Source organism: Rhodococcus sp. M8, from assembly GCF_015654185.1.
GTDB lineage: Bacteria > Actinomycetota > Actinomycetes > Mycobacteriales > Mycobacteriaceae > Rhodococcus > Rhodococcus aetherivorans.
The window spans coordinates 46,740-69,468 of sequence record NZ_CP064065.1; the positions used below are offsets into that span (position 1 = coordinate 46,740).

The window sequence follows — 22,729 nt, forward strand, 5'->3', positions numbered from 1 at the left end:
TCACGGGACGGATGGGAGTTGCGGGGATCGGGTTCGACCTGGTCACGGTGTCGGAGTTCGAGGAACAGCTGGGCCGGGCAGGCACGGCGATGCTCTCGAACTTCACCCCGGGCGAGCGTCGCGACGCGAACACCCGCAGCTCCCGTCCGGGCCGGCACTTCGCCGCCCGGTGGGCGGCGAAGGAGGCGCTGATCAAGGCGTGGTCGGCGTCGCTGTTCGGCAGCCCACCGGTGCTGCCGGAGACCGTGCACCGGCAGATCGAGGTGGTCTCCGACGCGTGGGGCCGACCCGGGATCCGGCTGCACGGCGACGTCGCCGAGCACCTGACCGGGGTGCGGATCCACGTCTCGCTCACCCACGACGGAGACATGGCCGGCGCGTTCGTCGTGCTCGAGGACGATCCGCAGGCGTAGGAGTCTGCGGGAGAATTCCGCGTCAGGCGGGGGAGGCGTGCGTCTCCTCCGCCTGACGCGTTTCCACCTGGCCGTCGTCCTCCGGGACCGGCCGCTCGGTCTCCTCCGCCCGGGCGGCGGCCTCACGGCGCCTGCGCCGCTTGGCGCTGGTGCGTGACTCCTTCTCCGCCACCATCAGATACGCACCCATCAGCCGCTTGAGCTCGACGACCGCGTCGGCGTGGCTCTGGTCGTCCTGCACGGAGAAGTTCAGCATCGAGTAGACGACGTGCACGAGCACCTCGGCCATCAGCGTGCGACGCTCGCGCGGGGTGTCGGGCATGAGCGGAGCCAGCATCCGCGCGATCTGCTCGGCGAACTCCTTCTCGTGGATCGCGCCGGTCGCCCGGGTCGACGGGGTGGACTGCATCGCGAGCCACACCTCCCGCCGCGAGGGGTCCGACATCCACAGCCCGGCGAGATGGTCGACGAAGGCGTTGAGGAACCGCAGCCAGTCCACGGAGGGGATGACGCCGTCGAACTTGGCGAGCTCGTCCTGCACACCCACCAGGTCCTGCCGGTTCAGTTCACACACGATGACGTACTTGTTGGCGAAGAACTGGTAGAGGGTTCCGATGGGGACATCGGCACGGGCAGCCACCTCTTCGCAGGTGAACGACTCGAAGCCGACCTCGGTGAGCAGTTCGCGGGACGCGGCGAGCAGCGCGTCGAACTTGCGCCGGCTGCGCTCCTGCGTCGGGCGACGGCGCGGCACGAGTTCCTGGGGCGCCGCCTGGACCTCCAGCGCCGGATCGATACGGCGTGGGGTGCGGCCGCGCTTCGTTGCAGACTCCACGCGCCCAGGCTAACCGGAGGTTGTCCGAATTCCGAACTTTTAGCTGTGAGGGCGAGTCTCAGCTAACACCGCCGGTGGCGCCGCGGTCGCCGGCGCTCACTTGACGAGTGTGAACTGCATGACGTCGATGTGGCCCGTGCGGAAGTGTTCGGCGGAACCGTTCAGGTACTTCATGAAGCGCTCGTACATCTCCTCCGACGACAGGGCGACCGCCTCGTCCCGGCGGGCCGACAGTGCCGCGGCCCAGTGTTCGAGGGTGCGGACGTAGTGCGGCGCCAGGGCCTGGATGCGTTCGACCCGGAACCCCGCCCGCTCCGCGCCGTCGACCACCGTCTCCGGCTGCGGCAACTGCCCGCCGGGGAAGATCTCCCGCTTGATGAAGATGTGGAACAGCGCGTTCTCCCGGGTCACCGGGATTCCCCGCTCGCGCAGCGTTGCGAGGCGGTGCCCCACGATGGTGTGCAGCAGCATCCGGCCGTCCGGGGGCAGCATGTCGTGGCACTTGGTGAAGAACCGGTCGTAGCGTTCGCTCCGGAAGTGCTCGAACGCGCCGATGCTCACGATGCGGTCCACGCGCCCGTCGAACTCCTCCCAGCCCTGCAGCCGCACGTCCACGGTGCGGGGGCCGGGCAGCCCCGCCGCGAGGTCGCGGACGTGCTCGTACTGGTTGCGGCTGAGCGTGAGCCCGATCGTGTTCACGTCGTAGTGCGTGGCGGCGCGCAGCATCGTCGAGCCCCAGCCGCATCCGACGTCGAGCAGTGTCATGCCCGGGTGCAGGTCGCACTTGCCGAGCGACAGATCGACCTTCGCGGCCTGGGCCTGCTCGAGCGTCATGTCGTCCCGCTCGAAATACGCGCAGCTGTAGGTCATCGACGGGTCGAGGAACAGCGTGAAGAACTCGTCCGAGAGGTCGTAGTGGGACTGGACCTGCCGATAGAACGGCGTGAGCGCGCTCTGCGGGCTGGGTGGCATCGCTGTGCCTTCCGTTCGAGGGCCGTCCGGTCCCGCTTCCTGGACCGTTCCGCCCGATGGCAACCTCGATATCGCGGAATCTACGCCGGACGCGGCCGCTGCGAGCATGCTTCGATCTCGAGGGGCGGTACCCGTAGCGAAAACGAGACACGACGATCGGGGAGGCGCGGTGGACGTCGCGGACATGCGGGAGCGGGTGCGCCGGCTGATGCCCGGGGCGCGCAGGGACCTCGGGGAACTGGTGGCGTTCCGGTCGGTGGCCGATCCGCGGCTGTTCCCGGCCGAGGAATGCGTCGCTGCCGCCCGATGGGTGCGCGATGCGTTCGCCGCGGTCGGCGTCGACGACACCGCGCTGATCGAGACGTCGGACGGCTCGCTCGCGGTGCTCGGGCACACGCCGGCCCCGGCGGGAGCGCCGACCGTGCTCCTCTACAGCCACTACGACGTGCAGCCCCCGGGCGACGAATCGCTCTGGCACACTCCGCCGTTCACGCTCACCGAACGCGACGGCCGCTGGTACGGGCGCGGCGCCGCGGACTGCAAGGGCAATCTCGTGATGCATCTGCTCGCGCTGCGCGCGCTGCGGGAGCGGGGACCGCTTCCCGTCGGGATCCGGATCGTCGGCGACGGCTCGGAGGAAACCGGTGGCGGCGGGCTCGAGAACCTGGCCCGCGAACGGCCCGATCTGTTCGCCGCCGACCTGGTGCTCGTCGCGGACTGCGGCAACGCCGAGGTGGGACGGCCGACCCTCACGACGTCGCTGCGCGGCCTGGCGAACGTCGTCGTCCACGTCGAAGCCCTCGCCGGGGAGATCCACTCGGGCCAGTTCGGCGGCGCAGCCCCCGACGCGCTCGCCGCGCTGGTGCGCCTGCTGTCGAGCCTGCGCGACGAGGCCGGCGACACCGTGATCGACGGGCTCGACCCCACCGGAATCTGGAGCGGCGAACCGTATCCCGAGGAGGTGTTCCGCGCCGACGCCGGTGTGCTCGACGGGGTCTCGCTGCTGTCGGCCGGGTCCGTGGCCGACGCCGTGTGGGCGCGTCCCGCGCTGACGATCCTCGGCATCGACGCCCCACCGGTGGTGGGGTCGGCGGCGGCGGTCGTGCCCCGCGCGTCGGCCCGGCTGAACCTCCGCGTCCCGCCGGGGATGGATCCGGCCACCGCTCAGGACGCCCTCGTCGCCCACCTGCACGCCCACGCCCCGTGGAACGTGCGGGTGCGGGTCGACCGGGAAGGCGTGAGCGAACCGTTCCGGGCCGCGACCGACGGACCGGGATACGCCGCGCTGCGCAGCGCGCTCGGCGCCGTCTACGGACGCGAGGTCGGCACGGTCGGGCAGGGCGGATCGATCCCGCTGTGCACGGTGCTGCAACAGGTGCTGCCGGACGCGGAGATCGCGCTGCTCGGCGTGGAGGAGCCGAGCGCCCGGATCCACGGGCCCGACGAGAGCGTCGACCCGTCCGAGCTCGAGCACATGGCCGTCGCGGAGGCGCTGGTGCTCGCCTCCCTCACGCGGTGAGCCGCCGCTCAGACCGACAGGTCGCGGCGCAGCTTCGCGACGTGCCCGGTGGCGCGCACGTTGTACTGCGCAACCTCGATCCGGCCGTCCTCGTCGACGACGAACGTCGAACGGATCACTCCGGTGACGGTCTTGCCGTACATCTTCTTCTCGCCGAACGCCCCCCACGCCGTGAGCGTGGTCTTGTCCGGATCCGACAGCAACGGAAATGTCAGCTGCTCGGCGTCCCGGAACTTCGCGAGCTTGGCCGGCTTGTCGGGGGAGATGCCCACGACGGCGAGCCCGGCGCCGTTCAGGTCGGCGAGGCTGTCGCGGAAATCGCAGGCCTGCTTGGTGCACCCGGGGGTGCTCGCGGCGGGGTAGAAGTACACGATCACCTTGCGTCCGCGGTAGTCCGACAGCGACACCTCGTTGCCGTCCGCGTCGGGGAGGGTGAACTCGGGAGCCGTATCGCCGGGGGCGAGCCTGCTGCTGTTTTCCGTCACCTCCGAGAGGGTAACGGACCCGTGCGTCCACTACCGTGGTCGCAGCACAGTGCAGCGACCAACTGGAGGATCACGTGGGTAGGGACACCGAGGCCATCGAACGGGACATCGAGAACGCCCGCAACCAGCTTGCGAGCACCCTCGACGAATTGAGTGTGCGCGCCAGCCCGAAGAACGTGATGGCCCATGCCAAGCAGACCGTGATGGAGAAAGTGAACCAGCCCAACGTCAAGTACGCGCTCGCGGCGGTCGGTGTCGTCATCGGCGCCCTGGCGCTCCGCAAGCTGCTGCGCTGACAGCTGATCCGAAGGGCACCGTCGTCCGGTTCGCCGGACCGCGGTGCCCTTCGTCGTTTCCCGGCGTCGTGGTCGTGCCCGCCGGGGAGTGACAAAGGACCCGTTCCGAGTTCGATCTTGGCGTGGTTGACTGGTAACGAGCCAACCGCGCCATCTCCGAGGGGGCTGACGGCCATGCCGAACGCACAGCGGGTTGCACGACTTCTTCTCGTCTCGATCCTGACCGCCATGGCCCTGCTCGGTTCGGGGGCCGCGGCCGCGGCGGGAACCGTCGGCGGTGCGCCGCCGGCCAGGCTGCCCGCGTCGGCGCTCGAGCCGGCGAACGGCGCGGTGGTGGGGGTGGGACATCCCGTGACCGTCCGGTTCGGCGCACCGGTCGGTGACCGCGCCGCCGCCGAACGTGCCGTCGAGATCACCACGTCGAAGCCCGTGAGCGGCCGTTTCGCGTGGCTCGACGACAGCCGCGTGCAGTGGGTTCCCGACCGCCTCTGGCCGGGGCACACCACCGTGACCGTCGCCGTGGCCGGGGCGCGCACCGAGTTCCAGGTCGGCGACGAGTTCGTCGCCGTCGCGAACCGGTCGACGCACCAGTTCACGGTCATCCTCAACGGCGAGGTGGTGCGGACGATGCCGGCGTCGATGGGCAAGCCCGGCTACGAGACCCCGGTCGGCACCTTCTCGGTTCTGGAGAAGTTCCGCGATCTCGTCATGGACTCGTCCACCTACGGCGTCCCGATCGACTCGCCGGAGGGTTACCGCATCGACACCGAGTACGCCGTGCGGCTCACCTGGGGTGGCATCTTCGTGCACGCGGCGCCGTGGTCGGTGGACTCGCAGGGCTACGCGAACGTCAGCCACGGCTGCATCAACCTGAGCACCGAGAACGCGCAGTGGTACTTCGACCGGGTGAAGATCGGCGACCCGGTGATCGTGGAGGGCTGACCGGCAGGAGGGACGCACCGTGACGGACGTGACCATCCCCACGGAGCGCGGGCCGATGCCCGCCCACCTCGCCACGCCCGCAGGCCCCGGTCCGTGGCCCGGGGTCGTCGTGATCCACGACGCGCTGGGCATGAGCCGCGACATCCGCGCTCAGGCCGACTGGCTCGCCGGCGAGGGCTTCCTTGCCGTCGCGCCGGACCTGTTCCACGGGTCCAGGCGGTCCACCTGCCTGTTCTCCCTCTTCCGGGGCTGGGTGCCGCGCGGCGACCTGGACGCCGCGCGGAACTGGCTCGCGGACCGGCGGGACTGCACGGGCCGCATCGGCGTGATCGGGTTCTGCATGGGCGGCGGCTTCGCCCTCGCCGTCGCGTCCGACCACGACTTCGCCGCGGCGAGCGTCAACTACGGCGGCCTCACGAAGGAAGTCGAGCGTGCCCTGCCGCGGGCGTGTCCGATCGTCGGCAGTTTCGGTACGAAGGACCGATGGCCCGGCGTGCGCGAGGTGCCTGACCGGCTCGAACCGATACTGACGGCCGCGAACATCGACCACGACATCGAGCGATACCCGAACGTGGGGCACGGCTTCATGAACGACCACGACCCCGGCGATCTGTCGATCGTGGACAGGACCATCGCCAAGGTCGTGGCCGCCCGCTACGACGAGCCGGCCACCCGCGACGCGCGCGCCCGCATCGCCGCCTTCTTCCGTAGGCACCTCGGCGACGCTCCGCCCGCGAGCGACGGGCCCGGGGCGGCTACTTGATCACCGAGCCCGCGTCGATCGGCAGCTGCACGCCGGTGACGTAGCGTCCCGCGTCGCTGACGAGGAACAGGATCGCATTGCTGATGTCGACCGGTTCGACCCATTCGATCGGCAGGGCGTTCATGGCCTTGAACGACTCGGCCGCTTCCTCGCGGGTGATCTCCGACGGCTTCTTGTCCGGCAGGAAGACCGAGTAGGTCTGCTCGTTGTGGATCATGTCTGTGTTCACTGCCGTGGGATGCACCGAGTTCACACGGATCATGTGGGGAGCGAGCTCGTTGGCGAGTGTCTTCGTCAACCCCACCACTCCGTGCTTGGCGGCGACGTAGTGGGCAAGGTTCGCCAGGCCCTTGATGCCGGCGGTGGAACTGGTGAGCACGATCGCGCCGCCGTCGTCGTTGGCCTTCAGGTGCGGCACGGCTGCCCGCACCGTCTTGAACACCCCCGTGAGATTGATATCGATCATGTCGTCCCACATCTCGTCCGTCAGGTCCTCGACCGGCGCGAAGCTGGCGATGCCGGCGTTCGCGAGGACGATGTCGAGCCGGCCGAGCTGGGCGACGCCCTCGTCGACCGCCGATTTCAGGGCGGCGCTGTCGCGGACGTCGGCCTGGCCGGCGATGATCCGCCGGTCCAGCGCCTCGACCTGCCGGACGGTCTCGGCGAGGTCGTCGGCGGTCGCGAGTGGGTATCCCACCGTGTCGACCTGGGCGCAGAGGTCGACGGCGATGATGTCGGCCCCCTCCTGGGCCAGCCGGACGGCGTGACTGCGGCCCTGTCCGCGTGCGGCACCGGTGATGAACGCGACCTTGCCCTCGAGCTGACCCATGGCGACACTCCTTCGACGGTCGATGTGATCCGCCTCCGAGGCTAGAGGGGTTCGCTGGTGGTCGGACCGAAATCGCAAGGTGGATCGGCATACTCGGCGTCCGGTCCGGTCGTGGAGAACATTCCCGGTGGGCAACGGGCGCCGGGCGCCCCGGCGCGGTAGGGGTCTCCGATCGGTGCGGGCAGCGTGCACGAAAGATTTGGCCTGAAGCTACTTGTATTGAAAACGGAACGGTTCTACCGTTGGAGTATGAGCGCAGAAGCGCGCGATGTGGGCCCGGTGGAGGAGAAGCCGCGGCGGTACGACTCGACCCTTCGCCGGCGCCAGGCCGAGCAGAACCGGCGGGCCGTCCTCGACGCCGCCACCACCCTGTTCTCCGAGGGTGGGTGGTCGGTCGCGGTCCGAGACGTCGCGCGCTCGGCGGGCACATCGGTCGAAACGGTGTATGCCCACTTCGGTTCCAAGGCGGGACTCCTCATGCAGGTGCTCGACGTCGCCGTTGTCGGGGACGACGAACGGGTGGCGCTGATGGACCGGCCGGAGTTCGCCGCCCTGTCGCAGGGCACCCCTCGGGATCGGGCCGCCGCGGCAGCCGCCCTGGTGACCGGCATCAACCGACGAACCGTCGGCCTGCAGCGCACCCTGCGCGCGGCAGCCGTCGTGGAGCCGGACCTCGCGACATGGCTGGAACAGGCACGGGAGCGCCAGCGCCTGAACGTGCGGGTCGGCGGTGCGATGATGGCCGGCCGTGAACTGAGCCCGGTCGAGGCCGAGGGGCTGTGGGCCGTGCTCAGCATGGAGGTGTACGAGCTGTTGACCGGCAGCACCGGCTGGAGCCCTGAGCAGTACGAGAACTGGCTCACCGGAGCCATCATCCGGCTCCTGGGCCTGGAGAGTGGAAGGTGATGGGCCATGACTACCGACCATGGACCCGCAGACACACGCAGCATGGGAATAGTGCACAGCGCACTTCGCCGTGACCTGGAACGCACCCGGATCGTGCTCACCACCGAGCCGTACCCGGACCCTCGGCGTCGACGCGGACTGGCGGAGCACGTGTTGTGGATGATGCGCTTCCTGCACATCCATCACACCGGCGAGGATGTCGGGCTGTGGCCCTTGATCCGGGTGAAGAACCCCGACGCCGGCGCCCTGCTGGACCAGATGGACGCCGACCACCAGCGGATCGCACCGGCGATCACCGCCCTGGAAGACGCAGCGCTGGCCTACCGCGACAACGCGAACGCTCGGCAACCGCTGCTCGAAGCGCTGGCCGGGCTCACCGACGTGCTCCTTCCCCATCTGCGGCGTGAAGAGCTGGAGATGATGCCGGTCGTGGCCGCGACCCTCACCACCGCCGAGTACCACGACGTGGAACAGGAGTATTTCGTCAGGCCCAAGAGCTTCCTGGAACTCGGCGCGGAGGCCCACTGGGTCATCGACGGGCTCGGCGAGGACGACCGTGAGCTGATCATGCACGTGGTCCCCGCCGTGCCGCGCTTCATCCTGCTCCACGGCTTCGCGCGCACCTACCGGCGCAAGTCCCGCTTGCGGTGGGGCCACGGGCCCGCCGCCGCGCTGCCGTCGCTCAACCTCGCGCTTCTCGAGGGGCGATCCTGATGGGCACCTTGGCGCGGCACGGCAGGACCGAGACGGTGAGCCGCGCCCCGGCGGAGGCGGTGTGGCAGATCATCACCGACGTGACCCGGGTCGGTGAGTGGAGTCACGAATGCCGGGACGCGCACCTGCTCGGAAACGCCCGAGCGGCAGCGCCGGGAATCCGGTTCCGGGGCAGGAACCGCTCCGGCGGCCTCCGGTGGAGCCGGTCGTGCGTATTCACCGTTGTGGAGCCGCCGCGGACGCTGGCATGGCGGACGGCGGGTCTCCTGGGCCGGGCGGACAGCACGGAATGGCGCATCGACCTCGAACCCGTCCCCGGAGGCACCAAGATCGTCCAGACCTACCGTGTGCTCCACGTGGCACCGGGCCTGGACCGGGTCTATTGGCGGCTGGTCAAGGCACACCGAGACCGGCGCGCGGCACTGGAGGGCGACCTCCGCCGACTCGCCGAACTGGCGGCGGTCGACGCCGCGTCGCACACGCCGGCCATGCGCCCGCCTCGCGAGGGAAGCGCTGTGGCCGACGGTTCCCTCGGCCGCGGTACGGAACGTCGCCGGTACTCGGCGTAGTCCGGGCGGTCCCGCGGAGGCGCGGCCGGTGTTCGAGGCCGCGTCGAAGGCGGGGTGGCTGGTGGGGTGGCAAGGGCGTGGGTAAAGAAAAAGGCCAGACCTCATGGGGAGGTCTGGCCTTTCTTGTGCGCCATCAGGGACTCGAACCCCGAACCCGCTGATTAAGAGTCAGCTGCTCTGCCAATTGAGCTAATGGCGCTTGGCGGTGCGTCTCCGGGCCGTTGTCCCGGCGACGAAGGAAAGATTACACACCTTCCAGTAGCGCACCAAATCGGCAGGTCATGCCGCATTTCGGTGGGAGCGACACGTAACGCCGGGGGGTCCGGCGGCGATTGGTATTCGAACGTTATTCGCGTCGTCGACGTCGCGACGGCTCCGCCTCGAGCGGGGCTGGCATCATCGAGCGCACACGCATCGACGTGCACTTTTGCGGCCCGGGGGAGGCCCGGAATCGGAGGGTGGAGAGTGGTTGGGAACAGTGCGGCGCCGCGCCGAGGGCGGAATCGGCGCGCCGTCGCGGTGGTGCTCGGGACCGTGTTGGTCGGCGTCATGACCTTCGTCACGGCCTGCTCCGGTGCGAGCAGCGCCGGCGGGGCCGAGGAGGTGCCGATCGATTCGAATCCGCTCGCCGCGCTCATCAAGCCCACGGTGTCGGCGAGCGTCGTCGACGGAGGAGTCGGCTTCTCGCCCATCGAGCCCGTGACGGTCTCGGTGGTCAACGGCAAGCTCGAGTCGGTCACGCTGCTCAACCCGGACGGGGAACCCGTCGCCGGGGCGCTCGGCCCGGACGGAGCCACCTGGGCCAACACCGAGCCCCTCGGTTACAGCCGGCAGTACCGGCTCGAGGCCGTCGCGTACGGGCTCGGCGGAGCGACCACGACCGTCGCCTCCTTCGCCACCAGCGCCCCCGGCAACCTCACCCAGCCCTACGTGATGCCGGGCGAGGGCTCGGTCGTCGGCATCGGCCAGCCCGTCGCGATCCAGTTCGACGAGAACATCCCTGATCGCCTCGCCGTCGAGCAGGCCATCACCGTCGTCACCGACCCGCCGGTGGAGGGCGCGTTCTACTGGCTCAGCAACCGCGAGGTGCGGTGGCGGCCCGAGAACTACTGGGCGCCGGGCACGACGGTCACGGTGGACGTGAAGGTCTACGGCCGCGATCTCGGCGACGGTCTGTTCGGGCAGTCGGATGTGCATTCGACCTTCACCGTCGGCGACGCGGTGATCATCACCGCCGACGACAACACCAAGCAGGTCACCGTCAACCGCAACGGGGTCGACGTGATGACGATGCCCACGTCCATGGGCAAGGACAGCACGCCCACCCCGAACGGCGTGTACACGATCGGCGACCGGTTCGAGCATCTGGTGATGGACTCGTCGACCTACGGCGTCGCCGTCGACTCCCCGCAGGGCTACCGGACCCCGGTGGACTGGGCGACGCGGATGTCGTACAGCGGCATCTTCTTCCACTCCGCGCCGTGGTCGCTCGGCGATCAGGGTTCCCGCAACGTCAGCCACGGCTGTCTCAACCTGAGCCCGGCCAACGCCAGGTGGATCTTCGACAACACCAAGCGCGGCGACATCGTGATCGTGAAGAACACCGTCGGCGGCATCCTCGAAGGCACCGAGGGGCTCGGGGACTGGAACATCCCGTGGTCGACGTGGAAGGCCGGAAACGCACGCGCCTGATCCGCCGCCGGGCCGCCCGGCGGCGCCACCCCGGCGTGTGGCAGGCTGGGGCCGCCTCCTGTGGTAGGGGTTGGCACGAGACCCCCGGGATCGACGATCCAGGGGGTCTTCCCATGTCGGGCGGCGCCTTCCGGGCAGCCCGCCCCTGCGGAAGGTCGACATGCGGTCCTGCGCGGCGGACAATCAGGGAAAGGCATGCCTACCTGTGACGTCGACCGACCGTGGACCACCGAGGGTGGCCCGGCGGACAGGACCGAGTCGAGGAGGATTCATGTCTACGACGACAGATCCCACGTTCTACCGCACCCCGAGTGACGCCGTAGCAGCCGCGCCCGAGCGGCTTGCCTATGTGGCTGCCTTCGATCCCGCAGGCCGGGCGAAGGACGCGATCGCAGTGGTCGATTGCGAGCCGGGTTCGCCGACATACGGTGGTGTGGTCGGCTGGACCGAGTTGCCGACGGCGGGCAACGAGTTACACCACTTCGGGTGGAACGCCTGCTCGAGCGCGCTGTGTCATGAGGGGCACGGTCATGAGGGGCACGGTCACGAGGGGCACGGCGATCACCACGCCGGGCATCACGGGCAACCGCTCGAGCGGCGATACCTGGTGGTGCCGGGCATCCGCTCGTCGAGAACGTACATCCTCGACACCAAACCCGACCCGCGGCACCCGGTGGTGACCCGCACGATCGAGGCCGCCGAACTCGCCGCGAAGGCGGGATACTCGCGGCCGCACACGGTGCATTGCGGACCGGGGGGCATCTTCATGTCCGCCCTGGGAGGCGCCGACGGCGCCGAGGGTCCGGGCGGTGTCGCGCTGCTCGACCACGACACGTTCGACGTCGTCGGAGCGTGGGAGGCGGAGCACGGCGAGCAGTTCTTGGCGTACGACGTGTGGTGGCACCTGAAGTACGACACGGTGATCACCTCCGAGTGGGCCACGCCGTCGATGATCGAGAACGGACTCGACGCCGAGGACCTCCTCGGCCGCAGGTTCGGACACCACCTGGACTTCTGGAGCATGTCCGAGCGCAAGCTGACCCAGCGCGTCGATCTCGGCGACGAGCACCAGATGGTTCTCGAACTCCGCCCGGCTCACAATCCCTCCGAGGCGTTCGGGTTCGTGGGAGTCGTCATCAGCGTGGAGGATCTGTCGGCCTCCGTGTGGATGTGGCACAAGAGCGACGACCGGTGGGTGGTCGAGAAGGTGATCACCATTCCGGCGGAGCCGGCCGAGGCCGACGATCTGCCGCCGGCGCTGAAACCCTTCGGCGCGGTACCGCCGCTCGTCTCGGACATCGACCTGTCGGTCGACGACCGTTGGCTGTACGTCTCGTGCTGGGGCACAGGAGAACTCAAGCAGTACGACGTCGGCGATCCGTTCCACCCGAGGGAGACGGGATCGGTGCGCCTCGGTGGGATCGTGCGGCGCGAGCCGCACCCGGCGGATCCGGACCTCCGGATCGCGGGAGCTCCGCAGATGGTGGAGGTCAGTCGCGACGGACGCCGGGTCTACGCCACCAACTCGCTCTATGCGGCCTGGGACGAGGTCTTCTACCCGGACGGGGTGGGGGCGTGGATGGCGAAGTTCGATGCCGACGTCTCCGCCGGTGGTCTGGTCATCGACCGCGGATTCTTCCCGCACGGCGACGACTTCCGCGGACGCAGGGTGCACCAGACCCGCCTGCAGGGCGGGGATGCGTCCAGCGACTCGTACTGCTTCACCGGGTGATCGCCGTTGCACGGCGGGTCGATCGCGCGATTCGGCGGTCGTCCGCCCAAGCGCCGCATCTCGGGACGGAGCGCTGGTGCAGAGCTGCGCGACGCCGAAAAAGACGAGTCCCTGACCGGCATCTCTGCTGGTCAGGGACTCGCCCTGTGGGGGTGAGTGACGGGACTCGAACCCGCGACAGCCAGGATCACAACCTGGTGCTCTACCAACTGAACTACACTCACCATCGCATTCGCGATCGGCCTGGGCCGGTTGCGCCTGCGGTACAGATACTAGCCTGACTTTGCCGGAAACGACGAATCCGCAGGTCAGGCCGGACCCAACTCCTTCGTGACAGCGGCGATCTCGGCCGACGGCGGGCCCGGTGGGGCGACGAACGCGGTTCGCCGGTAGTACCGCAGTTCCCGGATCGACTCCTTTATGTCGGCGAGCGCCCGATGCGACAGGCCCTTCGCCGGCTGCCCGAAGTAGATCCGCGGGTACCAGCGCCGGCACAGCTCCTTGACGGAGCTGACGTCCACCATGCGGTAGTGGAGGTAGGCGTCGAGTTCGGGCATGTCGCGGGCGATGAACCCGCGGTCCGTCGCGATCGAGTTGCCGGCCAGCGGCGCGGTGCCGGCCTCCGGGACGTGGGCCCGGATGTAGTCGAGCACCATCTTCTCCGCCTCGGCGACGCTCACCGTGGACCGGCGCACCTCGTCGGTGAGCCCGGAGCGCTCGTGCATCTGGGTGACGACGTCCGGCATCGCGGCGAGCGCGTCGTCGTCGGCGTGGATGACGATGTCCACCCCGTCGCCGAGCACGTTGAGATCACTGTCGGTGACGAGGGCGGCGATCTCGATCAGCTTGTCGCTGTCGATCCGCAATCCGGTCATTTCGCAATCGATCCACACAAGTTTGTCCTGCACGAAACACAGAGTAGTCAGGCCGGTCGTGGCGATAAGGTCACGGTGACCATTCCGCGGCCGCACGTGGACGAGGAGGACACCGCATGACGGTCGATTCGACACCGCCGGCACCGTCGCCGGCCGAGAAGGCGGCGGCCGCCCGCGCGGCCGCGGAGGAAGCGGCACGCGTCGCCGAAGCGGCCCTGAAGGCGGCCGAGCAGGCACAGCGCGAGGCGGAGGCGGCCGCGCGGGCCGCCGAGGCGACGGACGCCGCGCCCGCCGGGCCGGCCCGGCAGATCGCACCCGCTGGGCAGATCGCCGCGGGATACGCCGCCGACGGGGTCGCCCTCGAACTCGGGGCGGTCGTCCACGACGGGGTGGTCGATTCGTCGGCCCGGGTACGGATCCCGCTCGCCACGATGAATCGGCACGGACTGGTCGCCGGTGCGACCGGCACCGGCAAGACCAAGACCGTGCAGGGCATCGCCGAGCAACTCTCGGCCGCCGGGGTCCCGGTCGTGATGGCCGACATGAAGGGTGACCTGTCGGGGCTGTCGGCGCCCGGTGAGGACGACGACGGGCTCCGGACCCGCGCCGCGGCGACCGGGGATTCCGGATGGGGACCGACCGCCTACCCGGTGCAGTTCTTCTCGCTCGGCACCGAAGGCCCGGGCGTGCCCGTCCGCGCGACGGTCACCGCGTTCGGTCCGATCCTGCTGAGCAAGGTCCTCGGCCTCAACCCCACCCAGGAATCGACGTTGGGGCTGATCTTCCACTGGGCCGACCGCCAGGGGCTGCCGCTGCTTGACCTCAAGGACTTGCGGCAGGTCGTCACACACCTGACCAGCGACGAGGGAAAGGCAGAGCTGAAAGGTATCGGCGGGGTCTCCCCGGCGACCGCCGGCGTGATCCTGCGGGCGCTCGTCAACCTCGAGGCCGGCGGCGGGGACACCTTCTTCGGAGAACCGGAGTTCGAGACCGAGGACCTGCTGCGCGTCGTCGGCGGCAACGGCGTGATCAGCCTGTTCGAGCTCGGCGCCCACGCGGCGCGGCCGGTGCTGTTCTCGACGTTCCTGATGTGGGTGCTCGCCGACCTGTTCCAGACGCTGCCCGAGGAGGGCGACCTCGACAAGCCGAAGCTCGTGTTCGTCTTCGACGAGGCGCACCTGCTCTTCGCCGACGCCTCGAAGGCGTTCCTGCAGCAGATCGAGCAGACGGTCAAGCTCATCCGTTCGAAGGGGTGGGAGTGTTCTTCTGCACCCAGCTGCCCACGGACGTGCCCAATGCGGTGCTGTCCCAGCTCGGCGCGCGGGTGCAGCACGCGCTGCGCGCATTCACACCGAACGATCAGAAGGCGCTGGCCAAGACCGTCCGCACGTATCCGGAGACGGAGTTCTACGACCTCGAGGAGGCGCTGACCACCCTCGGAATCGGTGAGGCCGTCGTCACGGTGCTGTCCGAGAAGGGCGCGCCGACGCCTGTCGCGTGGACGCGGATCCGTCCGCCGCGTTCGTTGCTGGACACCGTCGGCGAGGAGGCGATCCGGTCCGCGGCGCGCGGGAGCGAGCTGTACGGCAAGTACGGGCAGACCGTCGACCGCGAGTCCGCCTACGAGAGGCTCACCGAGAAGGTGGCCGGCGCCCCCGACATGGACCCACGGGCGCAGGTCCCGCCGTTGCCGGACCTGCCCGGCACGCCACCGCCCCGGGACGCGGGGCCGAGCATGGTCGAGCAGGTCCTCGGCAGCGCGGCCGTCAAGGGTTTCCTGCGGTCCGCGGCGTCGGCCGCGGGGCGCGAGATCAGCCGCAGCATCTTCGGCACCGGCCGCCGCCGTAGGCGCTGACGGGGGCTACGCGCCCAGCTTCCGGTAGAAGGCGCCGACGATGGGCGCGACGACGCCGCGCGGGGTGTAGTTGCCGGCGACGGACATCGCCTTGCTGATCAGGCCCGGCACGATGCGCATCTTGTTCTCGGCGAGCGCGTCGAGCGACACCTTCGCGGTGTGCTCGCTGGAGATCCACAGGAAGTCCGGCACGAGCTTGTCGACGATCGAGGCCTCCGCCGGATCCGGGGTCTCCGTGCGCACCGGGCCCGGCGCCAGCAGCGTCACGTGCACGCCGCTGTCCTTCAGCTCCCCGCGCAGCGACTCGGAGAACGTGTTGACGAACGCCTTCGTCGCCGCATAGGTCGCGTTGTGGGGGATCGGCATGTTGCCCGCCGCGGAACCGACCATCAGGATCGCCCCGGAGCGGCGCTCGACCATCTGCGGCAGCACCGCGAGGGTCAGGTCGTGCACCGCGACGGCGTTCAGCTCGACCTGGGCCCGCTCGTAGCCCGGATCCAGCTGGGCCACCGGGCCGAAGGTCGCGATGCCGGCGTTGTTGCACAGGATGCTGATCGGGCGCTCGCCGAGTTCGTCGACGAGCTTCGCCCGCGCGTCGCGGTCGGACAGGTCACACGCGCGGACCTCGACGGTGACGCCGTGCGTCGCCCGCAGCGTCGCGGCGAGCTCCTCCATCACGTCGCCGCGCCGGGCGACCAGGATCAGCGAGTGCCCGCGCGCGGCGAGCTCGGCGGCGAGGGCCTCGCCGATGCCGGAGGAGGCGCCGGTCACGACGGCGCGGGCGTCGGGGGTGGGGTTCGGCAGAGTCATGGTCGGTCAGCGTAGCCGCGGCCGGTTCAGATGCGGTCCGCGAGGCGCGTGCCCTGCTCGATCGCGCGCTTGGCGTCGAGTTCCGCGGCGACGTCGGCACCGCCGATGACGTGCGTGGTCACGCCCGCGGCGGTGAGCCGCTCGACGAGGTCACGGACGGGTTCCTGCCCGGCGCAGATCACCACGTTGTCCACGTCGAGCACCTTCGGGTCGCGGCGGTCCTCGCCGAAGCTGATGTGCAGGCCGGCGTCGTCGATCCGCTCGTAGTTCACGCCCGAGATCTCGTGCACCTTCTTGTGCTGCAGCGACGCCCGGTGCACCCATCCGCTGGTCTTGCCGAGCCGCGCGCCGATCCGGCCGGGCTTGCGCTGCAGCAGGAACACCTCGCGCGGCGACGGCGACGGGCGGGGCTCGGTGAGCGCTCCCGGGGCGGCCTTCGGGTCGGTGACGCCCCACTCGCGCTTCCATTCGGCCAGGTCGAGGGTGGGGGAGTGGTCGTGGGTGAGGAACTCGGAGACGTCGACGCCGATGCCGCCCGCCCCGATCACGGCGACGCGGGCGCCGACGGGCGCACCCTCGCGGACGACCTGCGGGTACGACAGCACGCTCGGGTGGTCGATGCCGGGGATTGCGGGCACGCGGGGGGTGACGCCGGTCGCGACGACCACCTCGTCGTAGGCACCGATCAGGTCGTCGGCCGTCGCGCGGGTGCCGAGCTCGACCTGGACCTTCGTCAGCTCCAGCTGGCGGCGGTAGTACCGCAGGGTCTCGGCGAACTCCTCCTTGCCGGGGATGCGGCGGGCGATGCCGAACTGGCCGCCGATCTCGTCGTCGGCCTCGAACAGGGTGACGGCGTGCCCGCGGCGGGCCAGGTTCACCGCCGCGGCGAGCCCGGCGGGCCCGGCGCCGACGACCGCGACGGCCTTGCGGCGGCGGGTGGGGGCGAGCAGCAGCTCGGTCTCCCGCCCGGTGCGGGGGTTGAGCAGGCACGAGACGTGCTTGTTGACGAAGGCGTGGTCGAGGCAGGCCTGATTGCAGGCGATGCAGGTGTTGATCTCGTCGGCGGCGCCGGCGGTGGCCTTGCGGACCCACTCCGGGTCGGCCAGCATCGGCCGGGCCATCGAGATGAGCTGTGTGTCGCCGCGGGCCAGGATCTCCTCGGCGGTCTCGGGCATGTTGATCCGGTTGGACGCGGCGACGGGGATTGCGACGTGCTTCGCCAGTTCGGCCGTGACGTCCGCGAACGCGGCGCGCGGGACGGACGTGACGATGGTGGGCACCCGCGACTCGTGCCAGCCGATGTCGGTGTTGATCAGCGTTGCGCCCGCCCGCTCGACCTCCTGAGCGAGGGCGACGATCTCGTCCCAGCGCTGGCCGCCTTCGACGAGGTCGGCCATGGACAGCCGGAAGCAGATCGCGAAGTCCGGGCCGACGGCCTCGCGGGTGCGGCGGACGATCTCGACGGGCAGCCGGCGACGGTTCTCGGGGCTGCCGCCCCACTCGTCGGTGCGCCGGTTGGTGCGCTCGGCGAGGAACTGGTTGATGAAGTAGCCCTCGCCGCCCATGATCTCGACGCCGTCGTAACCGGCCCGCTGGGCGAGGCGGGCGCAGCGGACGTAGGCGCGGATCTGCCGGCGCACGCCCCAGGAGGTGAGCCTGCGCGGCCGGAACGGGTTGATCGGCGCCTTGATCGATGAGGCGGACACGCTCAGCGGCCAGTAGCTGTAGCGCCCGGCGTGCAGGATCTGCAGCAGGATGCGACCGCCCTCGGCGTGGACGGCATCGGTGATCGTCCGGTGCCGCCGGGCCTCGAGCCGGTTGGTGAGCTTGGCGCCGAACGGCAGCAGCCACCCGGTCCGGTTGGGTGCGTAGCCGCCGGTGACGATGAGGCCGACCCCGCCGCGGGCACGCTCGGCGAAGTACGCGGCGAGGCGGCCGGTGTTCTTGGCGCGGTCCTCGAGTCCGGTGTGCATCGAGCCCATGACGACGCGGTTGGGCACCGTGAACGGTCCGAGGTCGAGCGGTGAGAGCAGGTGGGGGTAGGGGTTCGTCACGAGTGGTCCTCGGTGGTGAGGGCGTCGAGCACTTCCTGGCACCAGTCGGCGAAGCCCTGTTCGACGCGGATGCCGCCGCGCAGGACGAGGTACTGGTGCAGTGAGGGCCCGGTGAGCCGGTGGGGTGCGGGGAAGTCTCGTTTCTCGATGGTGCGGTACACCTCGAGGCGGGCGGCGTGGGCGTCGCGGTGGCGGGTGAGCTCCGCGAGGAGGGCGGGCAGGGTGCCGGGCCCGGCGGCGCGGATCTTCACGGCCAGGTCGCTGCGCAGCTGCTCGGGGTCGGAGGGGTGGGCGATCCAACGGTCCAGCTCGGTGCGTCCGGCGGCGCTGACGCGGTAGACCTTCTTGTCGGGCCGGCCGTCCTGCGGCACGGTGCGGCCGGTGACCCAGCCGTGGTCCTCCATACGCCGCAGCACGCGGTAGATCTGCTGGTGCGTCGCGCTGTGGAAGAAGCCGATCGACTTGTCGAACCGGCGGGCCAGTTCGTAGCCGGAGCCGGACCGCTCGTCGAGTGCGGCGAGCAGCGCGTGTTCCAGGGCCATGTCGAGAGTATGCACCGAGGTGCATATGCAATCAAGTGCACAGCTGAGGGGACGGTCGCGAACCTCTCGGTCAGCCGCGAACGCGGAGTGCGGTCGCGGCTGACCGGAAATCGCGCGGATCACCGGAGGCCGGTTCTCGGCGCGACGATCTCCTAGGCTGCGGGCATGAGCGCGCACACGGACGCCGCCGGGATCGGGGAGGCCACCTCGCGACGGCAGGTCTTCGCCTGGGGAATGTGGGACTTCGGGTCGTCGGCCTACCACGCGGTGGTGCTGACCTTCGTCTTCTCCGTGTATCTCACCGACGCCGTCGGCGACGACCTGCCGGGGTCGATGTCGGCGAGCACGTGGCTCGGGTGGGCGCTGGGCATATCGGGGTTCTTCATCGCGGTCACCGCCCCCGTCTCGGGCCAGCGCTACGACGCGGCCGGCCGGCGCAAGCGGTCCCTGGCGGTGCTGTCCTACGCCGGTGTCGCGCTGATGGCGGCGATGGTCTTCGTGCGCGACGACTACCACTACCTGTGGCTCGGCCTCGTGCTGCTGGGGGTGTCGTCGGTCGTCGTCGAACTCGCGCAGGTGCCTTACAACGCGATGCTGCGTCAGGTCTCCACCGAGGAGAACATGGGCCGGGTCTCCGGTTTGGGTTGGGCCATGGGCTATTTCGGTGGGCTGCTGTTGTTGCTGCTGGGGTACTTCGGGTTCATCGCCGGCGACGGCGACACCCGCGGCTTCCTCGGCGTGAGCACCGAGGGCGGCCTCAACATCCGCCTGGTCGTGGTGGCCGCGGCGGTGTGGTTCGCGGTCTTCGCCGTCCCGGTGCTGCTGGCGGTGCCGGAGGTTCCGCCCACCGGTGCCGATCCCGGCGCGGAGCGGGCCGGGATCGTGCAGTCCTACCGGGTGCTGCTGCGCGACCTGCGCGAGCTGTGGGCGATGGATCGGCGCACCGTCGGCTACCTCGGCGCCTCGGCGCTGTTCCGCGACGGCCTGGCCGGGGTGTTCACGTTCGGTGCGGTGCTCGCGGTGAACGTGTACGGCATCGATGCCGCCGACGTGCTGCTGTTCGGCGTGGCCGCGAACGTGGTGTCGGCCCTCGGTGCGCTGGCCGCGGGGCGCTTCGACGACCGGGTCGGCCCCAAGGCGGTGATCGTCGCCTCGCTCGCCGCGATGATGGCCGTGGGGGTCGTGCTGCTCGTGGTGTCGGGGCCGCTGATGTTCTGGATCTTCGGTCTGCTGCTGTGCCTGTTCGTCGGGCCCGCGCAGTCGTCGGCCCGCACCTTCCTCGCGCGCATCACCCCGGCCGGGCGGGAGGGGCAGATGTTCGGGCTCTACGCGACGTCGGGCCGCGCCGTGTCGTTCCTGGCCCCGACCCTGTTCGGGCTCTTCGCCTGGACGTTCGACGCGGACCGGGCCGGGATCGCCGGCCTGCTCGTCGTGCTCGGCGCGGGGCTGGCGGCGCTGCTCGCGGTGCGGGCCCCGGAGGGTCAGTCCTTGAAGTAGACGAGCTGGTGGGTCGTGGCGAGCAGCGTGCCGTCGCGGCCCCACAGCTGGGCGGCCTGATCGAAGTAGCCCTGCGAGAAGCGGTGGGTGCGCGCGGTGCCCAGGACGAAATCGTCGCCCTGGGCCTCGAGCTGCCCGGCGTCGGCGTGGAAGTACACCGTCAGGGACACGGTCCCGGCCGGCATGTACCGGCCGCGGCGCAGGAACACCCTCGGGTAGAACACGTCGCACAGCGCCGTCAGCGCCGGGAAGTCGAGCGGGCGGGCCGGGGTGTCGCGCACCCACAGCGTCGTGGTGGAGTCGGGGTGCTCGCCGGCGTCCTGCTGGGGCACCGCGCCTTCGACGAACCGCATCTCGTAGTTGCGGGCCCACGCGATGAAGTCCGGGAAGGTCTGGGTGGGAACCGCATCCGCCGACGGGACCGCCGGCATGTCGAGTTCGGTGTCCGACCAGGTGTCGCGACGGGTGCCGAACACCGCCGTGGCGGTGGTGGTGACCACGCCGTCCTGCGTCAGCTCGAGCAGCCAGTGCTGGTTGGTGCGGTTGGTACGGACCGCCCGCACGGTGATGTCGAACTCGCCGTCGGCGACCGGGCCGGCGTAGTTGACGGTGAGGGAAATGGGATCGCCGAGCCGGTCCGGGTGCTGCTGGACGGCCCGCAGCAGGGCGGCGGCGGTGACGCCGCCGAACGGACCGACCATGTTCGTGTACTCGGGGCTGGTCCGCCCCCGCGCGTGACCGTCCTCCGCGGGCTCGAGCGCCACGGCGGCGTCGAAGGGGTGGGGCGGGGCGGCGATCTCGGTCACGACGACTCCTCGGGAAGAACGGGTCCGTTCCGGCACGGTCCGGACCTAAGTATGACAACATACATAGAAACCGACGGCAAGAGCGGAGCGCGGACATGGCGAGGCGAAGCGACCCGACCACCGGCCCTCGCGCCGCGATGATCCGCAGCGCGATCCGGCTCATCCGCGAGCGGGGCGTCGCGGCGACCTCGTTTGCCGACGTGCTCGCCCACAGCGGCGCGCCGCGCGGGTCGGTCTACCACCATTTCCCGGGCGGAAAGGCGCAGCTCGTCGAGGAGGCCACCCGCAGTGCCGCGGACCACCTGGGTGACGGGATGGCACGGGTGCTGGACTCCTCGGACACCCCCGGCGCACTGCAGGCTCTCGCCGACCTGTGGCGTCGCGGTCTCGAGGCCGGCGACTACGCGGTCGGCTGCCCGATCGTCGCGGCGGCCCTGGGCACCGAGCGCGGCGCCCGCGATGTCGCCGGGGAGGCGTTCGAGCACTGGTGTGGCCTGCTCACCGGCACGCTCGTCGCGGACGGGGTGGGCCCGGAACGCGCCCGGTCGTTGGCGGTGCTCATCGTCGGCGCGCTCGAGGGTGCGCTGGTGCTCGCCCAGGCGCAGCGCAGCTCGGCGCCGCTCGACGCGGTGGTCGACGAGCTCTCGGCCCTGTGCCGATCGGCGATCGACCCCGCGGCTAGTCCGCGATCGTGACCAGGACCTGTTCGGCTGCGTTGCGGTGGCCGTCGGCGTTGGGGTGCAGCGGGGCGGCCGGCTGGGACGGGAACAGGCCTTCGGTCCAGCGCTGCGCGGAGGGCTGGCACGCGTCGTGCCCGACGGTGGACTCGCGCAGGTCGACGTAGTCGACGCCCGCGGCGTCGGCCTGCTGTTCCATCGCCGTGTTGAGCCGGTCGATCTTCGCCTGCAGGTACGTCGCGTCGTCCGGCAGGATCGGCTGATCGGGATAGCATCCGCCGTCCCGGATCCCGGTCGGGTAGCCGACGAGCAGGATGCGCGCGTCCGGGGCGCGGTTGCGGATCTCCCGCACGATCACGCCGTAGGTGGGGGCGAAGTCGTCGATCGCGCGGTCCACGAGGTCGAGGCCGTCGCGGACGTTCGCGGTCGCGCACAGGGGTCCGGCCGGTGCCGCGGCCCTGCCGGACGAGCGGTCGAGCGCGAGACACGATCCGGCCAGGGCGACCAGGCCGATGTCGTTGCCGCCGATCCCGACGGTGACCAGCTCGGTCTCGGGGGTGAGCGCATCGTATTGCGGGGGGACGGTGGCGCCCGACGAAACCACTTGGGGCCCTGTCAGGTTCGCTGTCGTCGCGGAACTGCACGACGCGTCGCGGAAGTTGTCGATGCCCAGCGTCTCGGCCACCGCATGGGGGTAGTTGCTCCCCGAGCGCGCGCACGCCGAGTCGATCTGGGGCGGGATCATCGGGCCCGCCGTGAACGAGTCACCCAGGGCCACATAGGAGCTGTAGGCGGGGCTGGGCTCGGGCTCGGAATCGGCGGGCGACCCGGGATCGGTGCAGGCCGCGCCGGCGAGCACGGTGAGGGAGGCGGCCGCGACCGCGCCGAGCCGGCGACGCATACGGCGGTGGCAGGCTGCGGTGGTCACGGCCCCTCCTGTGGTCAT

At 70.4% G+C, this 22,729-nt stretch carries 22 protein-coding genes, 2 tRNA genes and 1 pseudogene; 13 read left to right on the forward strand and 12 right to left on the reverse strand.

Annotated features, from left to right (window positions below; translation table 11 throughout):
• Nucleotides 1-11: 11 nt before the first annotated feature.
• A complete protein-coding gene (gene acpS, locus ISO16_RS00190) occupies nucleotides 12-413 on the forward strand; it encodes a holo-ACP synthase AcpS (RefSeq protein WP_006937559.1) in 402 nt (133 codons plus the stop codon).
• 22 nt (nucleotides 414-435) lie between these two features.
• Here acpS and ISO16_RS00195 read toward each other — a convergent pair whose 3' ends face one another.
• On the reverse strand, nucleotides 436-1,209 hold the full coding sequence (locus ISO16_RS00195; protein WP_373566480.1) for a TetR/AcrR family transcriptional regulator: 774 nt from the start codon (nucleotides 1,207-1,209) through the stop codon (nucleotides 436-438).
• A 135-nt stretch (nucleotides 1,210-1,344) separates the two neighbouring features.
• Nucleotides 1,345-2,220 carry a cyclopropane mycolic acid synthase family methyltransferase gene (locus ISO16_RS00200; RefSeq protein ID WP_006937561.1) on the reverse strand — a complete coding sequence of 292 codons (876 nt, stop codon included), beginning with the start codon at nucleotides 2,218-2,220 and terminating at the stop codon, nucleotides 1,345-1,347.
• 184 nt (nucleotides 2,221-2,404) lie between these two features.
• Between ISO16_RS00200 and ISO16_RS00205 the strand changes: the two genes are divergently transcribed.
• Nucleotides 2,405-3,739 (forward strand): dipeptidase, encoded by a 1,335-nt coding sequence (locus tag ISO16_RS00205; RefSeq protein WP_072635005.1) that lies wholly within the window; start codon nucleotides 2,405-2,407, stop codon nucleotides 3,737-3,739.
• Between the two features lie 8 nt (nucleotides 3,740-3,747).
• Here ISO16_RS00205 and bcp read toward each other — a convergent pair whose 3' ends face one another.
• Nucleotides 3,748-4,224 (reverse strand): thioredoxin-dependent thiol peroxidase, encoded by a 477-nt coding sequence (gene bcp / locus ISO16_RS00210; protein WP_006937563.1) that lies wholly within the window; start codon nucleotides 4,222-4,224, stop codon nucleotides 3,748-3,750.
• Nucleotides 4,225-4,298: 74 nt separating this feature from the next.
• Here bcp and ISO16_RS00215 point away from each other — a divergent pair, with 74 nt between their 5' ends.
• The 3 genes from ISO16_RS00215 (at nucleotide 4,299) to ISO16_RS00225 (ending at nucleotide 6,225) form a co-directional block, all read left to right on the forward strand.
• Nucleotides 4,299-4,520, forward strand: a complete 222-nt coding sequence (locus tag ISO16_RS00215) for a DUF3618 domain-containing protein (protein WP_006937565.1) — start codon at nucleotides 4,299-4,301, stop codon at nucleotides 4,518-4,520.
• A 174-nt stretch (nucleotides 4,521-4,694) separates the two neighbouring features.
• The gene (locus ISO16_RS00220) at nucleotides 4,695-5,462 is read left to right on the forward strand and encodes a L,D-transpeptidase (RefSeq protein WP_006937568.1); all 768 of its coding nucleotides are present in this window, start codon (nucleotides 4,695-4,697) and stop codon (nucleotides 5,460-5,462) included.
• Nucleotides 5,463-5,490: 28 nt separating this feature from the next.
• A complete protein-coding gene (locus tag ISO16_RS00225) occupies nucleotides 5,491-6,225 on the forward strand; it encodes a dienelactone hydrolase family protein (protein ID WP_230304455.1) in 735 nt (244 codons plus the stop codon).
• Here ISO16_RS00225 and ISO16_RS00230 read toward each other — a convergent pair.
• On the reverse strand, nucleotides 6,218-7,054 hold the full coding sequence (locus ISO16_RS00230; protein WP_006937571.1) for a mycofactocin-coupled SDR family oxidoreductase: 837 nt from the start codon (nucleotides 7,052-7,054) through the stop codon (nucleotides 6,218-6,220). The genes ISO16_RS00225 and ISO16_RS00230 overlap by 8 nt on opposite strands.
• A 249-nt stretch (nucleotides 7,055-7,303) precedes the next feature.
• Here ISO16_RS00230 and ISO16_RS00235 point away from each other — a divergent pair, with 249 nt between their 5' ends.
• The 3 genes from ISO16_RS00235 to ISO16_RS00245 are packed head-to-tail and all read left to right on the forward strand — an operon-like array spanning nucleotide 7,304 to nucleotide 9,243.
• Nucleotides 7,304-7,960: a TetR/AcrR family transcriptional regulator gene (locus ISO16_RS00235; RefSeq protein ID WP_072634991.1), complete on the forward strand. Its 657-nt coding sequence runs from the start codon at nucleotides 7,304-7,306 to the stop codon at nucleotides 7,958-7,960.
• Nucleotides 7,961-8,002: 42 nt separating this feature from the next.
• Complete coding sequence (locus ISO16_RS00240; protein WP_230304456.1) at nucleotides 8,003-8,674, forward strand: hemerythrin domain-containing protein; 672 nt, start codon at nucleotides 8,003-8,005, stop codon at nucleotides 8,672-8,674.
• Entirely contained in the window at nucleotides 8,674-9,243 is a 570-nt protein-coding gene (locus ISO16_RS00245) for an SRPBCC family protein (protein ID WP_072634993.1), read from the forward strand. The genes ISO16_RS00240 and ISO16_RS00245 overlap by 1 nt, the downstream gene beginning before the upstream one ends.
• A 126-nt stretch (nucleotides 9,244-9,369) precedes the next feature.
• Here ISO16_RS00245 and ISO16_RS00250 read toward each other — a convergent pair.
• A tRNA-Lys gene (locus ISO16_RS00250) sits at nucleotides 9,370-9,442 on the reverse strand.
• 350 nt (nucleotides 9,443-9,792) lie between these two features.
• Here ISO16_RS00250 and ISO16_RS00255 point away from each other — a divergent pair.
• Both ISO16_RS00255 and ISO16_RS00260 read left to right on the forward strand, forming a co-directional pair.
• Nucleotides 9,793-10,935, forward strand: coding sequence for a L,D-transpeptidase (locus ISO16_RS00255; RefSeq protein ID WP_050036335.1), 1,143 nt, complete (start codon nucleotides 9,793-9,795; stop codon nucleotides 10,933-10,935).
• Between the two features lie 271 nt (nucleotides 10,936-11,206).
• Nucleotides 11,207-12,667: a selenium-binding protein SBP56-related protein gene (locus ISO16_RS00260; RefSeq protein WP_072634994.1), complete on the forward strand. Its 1,461-nt coding sequence runs from the start codon at nucleotides 11,207-11,209 to the stop codon at nucleotides 12,665-12,667.
• A 147-nt stretch (nucleotides 12,668-12,814) separates the two neighbouring features.
• Here the strand turns inward: ISO16_RS00260 and ISO16_RS00265 are convergent.
• Both ISO16_RS00265 and orn read right to left on the reverse strand, forming a co-directional pair.
• Nucleotides 12,815-12,892, reverse strand: a tRNA-His gene (locus ISO16_RS00265).
• A gap of 83 nt (nucleotides 12,893-12,975) precedes the next feature.
• A complete protein-coding gene (gene orn / locus ISO16_RS00270) occupies nucleotides 12,976-13,575 on the reverse strand; it encodes an oligoribonuclease (protein ID WP_029543010.1) in 600 nt (199 codons plus the stop codon).
• Nucleotides 13,576-13,658: 83 nt separating this feature from the next.
• Here orn and ISO16_RS00275 point away from each other — a divergent pair.
• Nucleotides 13,659-15,397 (forward strand): annotated as a pseudogene (locus tag ISO16_RS00275) (helicase HerA-like domain-containing protein).
• A 6-nt stretch (nucleotides 15,398-15,403) separates the two neighbouring features.
• Here the strand turns inward: ISO16_RS00275 and cmrA are convergent.
• The 3 genes from cmrA to ISO16_RS00290 are packed head-to-tail and all read right to left on the reverse strand — an operon-like array spanning nucleotide 15,404 to nucleotide 18,803.
• Nucleotides 15,404-16,207: a mycolate reductase gene (cmrA, locus tag ISO16_RS00280; RefSeq protein ID WP_043798995.1), complete on the reverse strand. Its 804-nt coding sequence runs from the start codon at nucleotides 16,205-16,207 to the stop codon at nucleotides 15,404-15,406.
• A 26-nt stretch (nucleotides 16,208-16,233) separates the two neighbouring features.
• The gene (locus ISO16_RS00285; RefSeq protein WP_072634996.1) at nucleotides 16,234-18,261 is read right to left on the reverse strand and encodes an NADPH-dependent 2,4-dienoyl-CoA reductase; all 2,028 of its coding nucleotides are present in this window, start codon (nucleotides 18,259-18,261) and stop codon (nucleotides 16,234-16,236) included.
• The gene (locus tag ISO16_RS00290; RefSeq protein ID WP_050035029.1) at nucleotides 18,258-18,803 is read right to left on the reverse strand and encodes a PadR family transcriptional regulator; all 546 of its coding nucleotides are present in this window, start codon (nucleotides 18,801-18,803) and stop codon (nucleotides 18,258-18,260) included. Before ISO16_RS00290 ends, ISO16_RS00285 begins: the two co-directional genes overlap by 4 nt.
• Nucleotides 18,804-18,968: 165 nt before the next feature.
• On the opposite strand from ISO16_RS00290, the gene ISO16_RS00295 reads away from it, so the two are divergent.
• The gene (locus ISO16_RS00295; protein ID WP_065922687.1) at nucleotides 18,969-20,300 is read left to right on the forward strand and encodes an MFS transporter; all 1,332 of its coding nucleotides are present in this window, start codon (nucleotides 18,969-18,971) and stop codon (nucleotides 20,298-20,300) included.
• Here ISO16_RS00295 and ISO16_RS00300 read toward each other — a convergent pair.
• On the reverse strand, nucleotides 20,285-21,106 hold the full coding sequence (locus tag ISO16_RS00300) for an acyl-CoA thioesterase (RefSeq protein ID WP_072634997.1): 822 nt from the start codon (nucleotides 21,104-21,106) through the stop codon (nucleotides 20,285-20,287). The genes ISO16_RS00295 and ISO16_RS00300 overlap by 16 nt on opposite strands.
• A gap of 95 nt (nucleotides 21,107-21,201) precedes the next feature.
• Between ISO16_RS00300 and ISO16_RS00305 the strand changes: the two genes are divergently transcribed.
• A complete protein-coding gene (locus ISO16_RS00305; protein ID WP_006939010.1) occupies nucleotides 21,202-21,801 on the forward strand; it encodes a TetR/AcrR family transcriptional regulator in 600 nt (199 codons plus the stop codon).
• On the opposite strand, the gene ISO16_RS00310 is transcribed toward ISO16_RS00305, so the two are convergent.
• Nucleotides 21,785-22,729 carry an SGNH/GDSL hydrolase family protein gene (locus ISO16_RS00310; protein WP_083662486.1) on the reverse strand — a complete coding sequence of 315 codons (945 nt, stop codon included), beginning with the start codon at nucleotides 22,727-22,729 and terminating at the stop codon, nucleotides 21,785-21,787. The genes ISO16_RS00305 and ISO16_RS00310 overlap by 17 nt on opposite strands.

Excerpts from the sequence above, each read along its gene's own strand:
- ISO16_RS00220 (WP_006937568.1), top strand. The coding sequence starts at position 4,695 with ATGCCGAACGCACAGCGGGTTGCACGACTTCTTCTCGTCTCGATCCTG.
- ISO16_RS00310 (WP_083662486.1), bottom strand. The coding sequence starts at position 22,729 with ATGACCACAGGAGGGGCCGTGACCACCGCAGCCTGCCACCGCCGTATG.
- ISO16_RS00295 (WP_065922687.1), top strand. The coding sequence starts at position 18,969 with ATGAGCGCGCACACGGACGCCGCCGGGATCGGGGAGGCCACCTCGCGA.
- ISO16_RS00305 (WP_006939010.1), top strand. The coding sequence starts at position 21,202 with ATGGCGAGGCGAAGCGACCCGACCACCGGCCCTCGCGCCGCGATGATC.
- ISO16_RS00245 (WP_072634993.1), top strand. The coding sequence starts at position 8,674 with ATGGGCACCTTGGCGCGGCACGGCAGGACCGAGACGGTGAGCCGCGCC.
- ISO16_RS00290 (WP_050035029.1), bottom strand. The coding sequence starts at position 18,803 with ATGGCCCTGGAACACGCGCTGCTCGCCGCACTCGACGAGCGGTCCGGC.
- cmrA (WP_043798995.1), bottom strand. The coding sequence starts at position 16,207 with ATGACTCTGCCGAACCCCACCCCCGACGCCCGCGCCGTCGTGACCGGC.
- ISO16_RS00200 (WP_006937561.1), bottom strand. The coding sequence starts at position 2,220 with ATGCCACCCAGCCCGCAGAGCGCGCTCACGCCGTTCTATCGGCAGGTC.
- acpS (WP_006937559.1), top strand. The coding sequence starts at position 12 with ATGGGAGTTGCGGGGATCGGGTTCGACCTGGTCACGGTGTCGGAGTTC.
- ISO16_RS00255 (WP_050036335.1), top strand. The coding sequence starts at position 9,793 with ATGACCTTCGTCACGGCCTGCTCCGGTGCGAGCAGCGCCGGCGGGGCC.
- ISO16_RS00260 (WP_072634994.1), top strand. The coding sequence starts at position 11,207 with ATGTCTACGACGACAGATCCCACGTTCTACCGCACCCCGAGTGACGCC.
- ISO16_RS00205 (WP_072635005.1), top strand. The coding sequence starts at position 2,405 with ATGCGGGAGCGGGTGCGCCGGCTGATGCCCGGGGCGCGCAGGGACCTC.
- ISO16_RS00240 (WP_230304456.1), top strand. The coding sequence starts at position 8,003 with ATGGGAATAGTGCACAGCGCACTTCGCCGTGACCTGGAACGCACCCGG.
- ISO16_RS00230 (WP_006937571.1), bottom strand. The coding sequence starts at position 7,054 with ATGGGTCAGCTCGAGGGCAAGGTCGCGTTCATCACCGGTGCCGCACGC.
- ISO16_RS00235 (WP_072634991.1), top strand. The coding sequence starts at position 7,304 with ATGAGCGCAGAAGCGCGCGATGTGGGCCCGGTGGAGGAGAAGCCGCGG.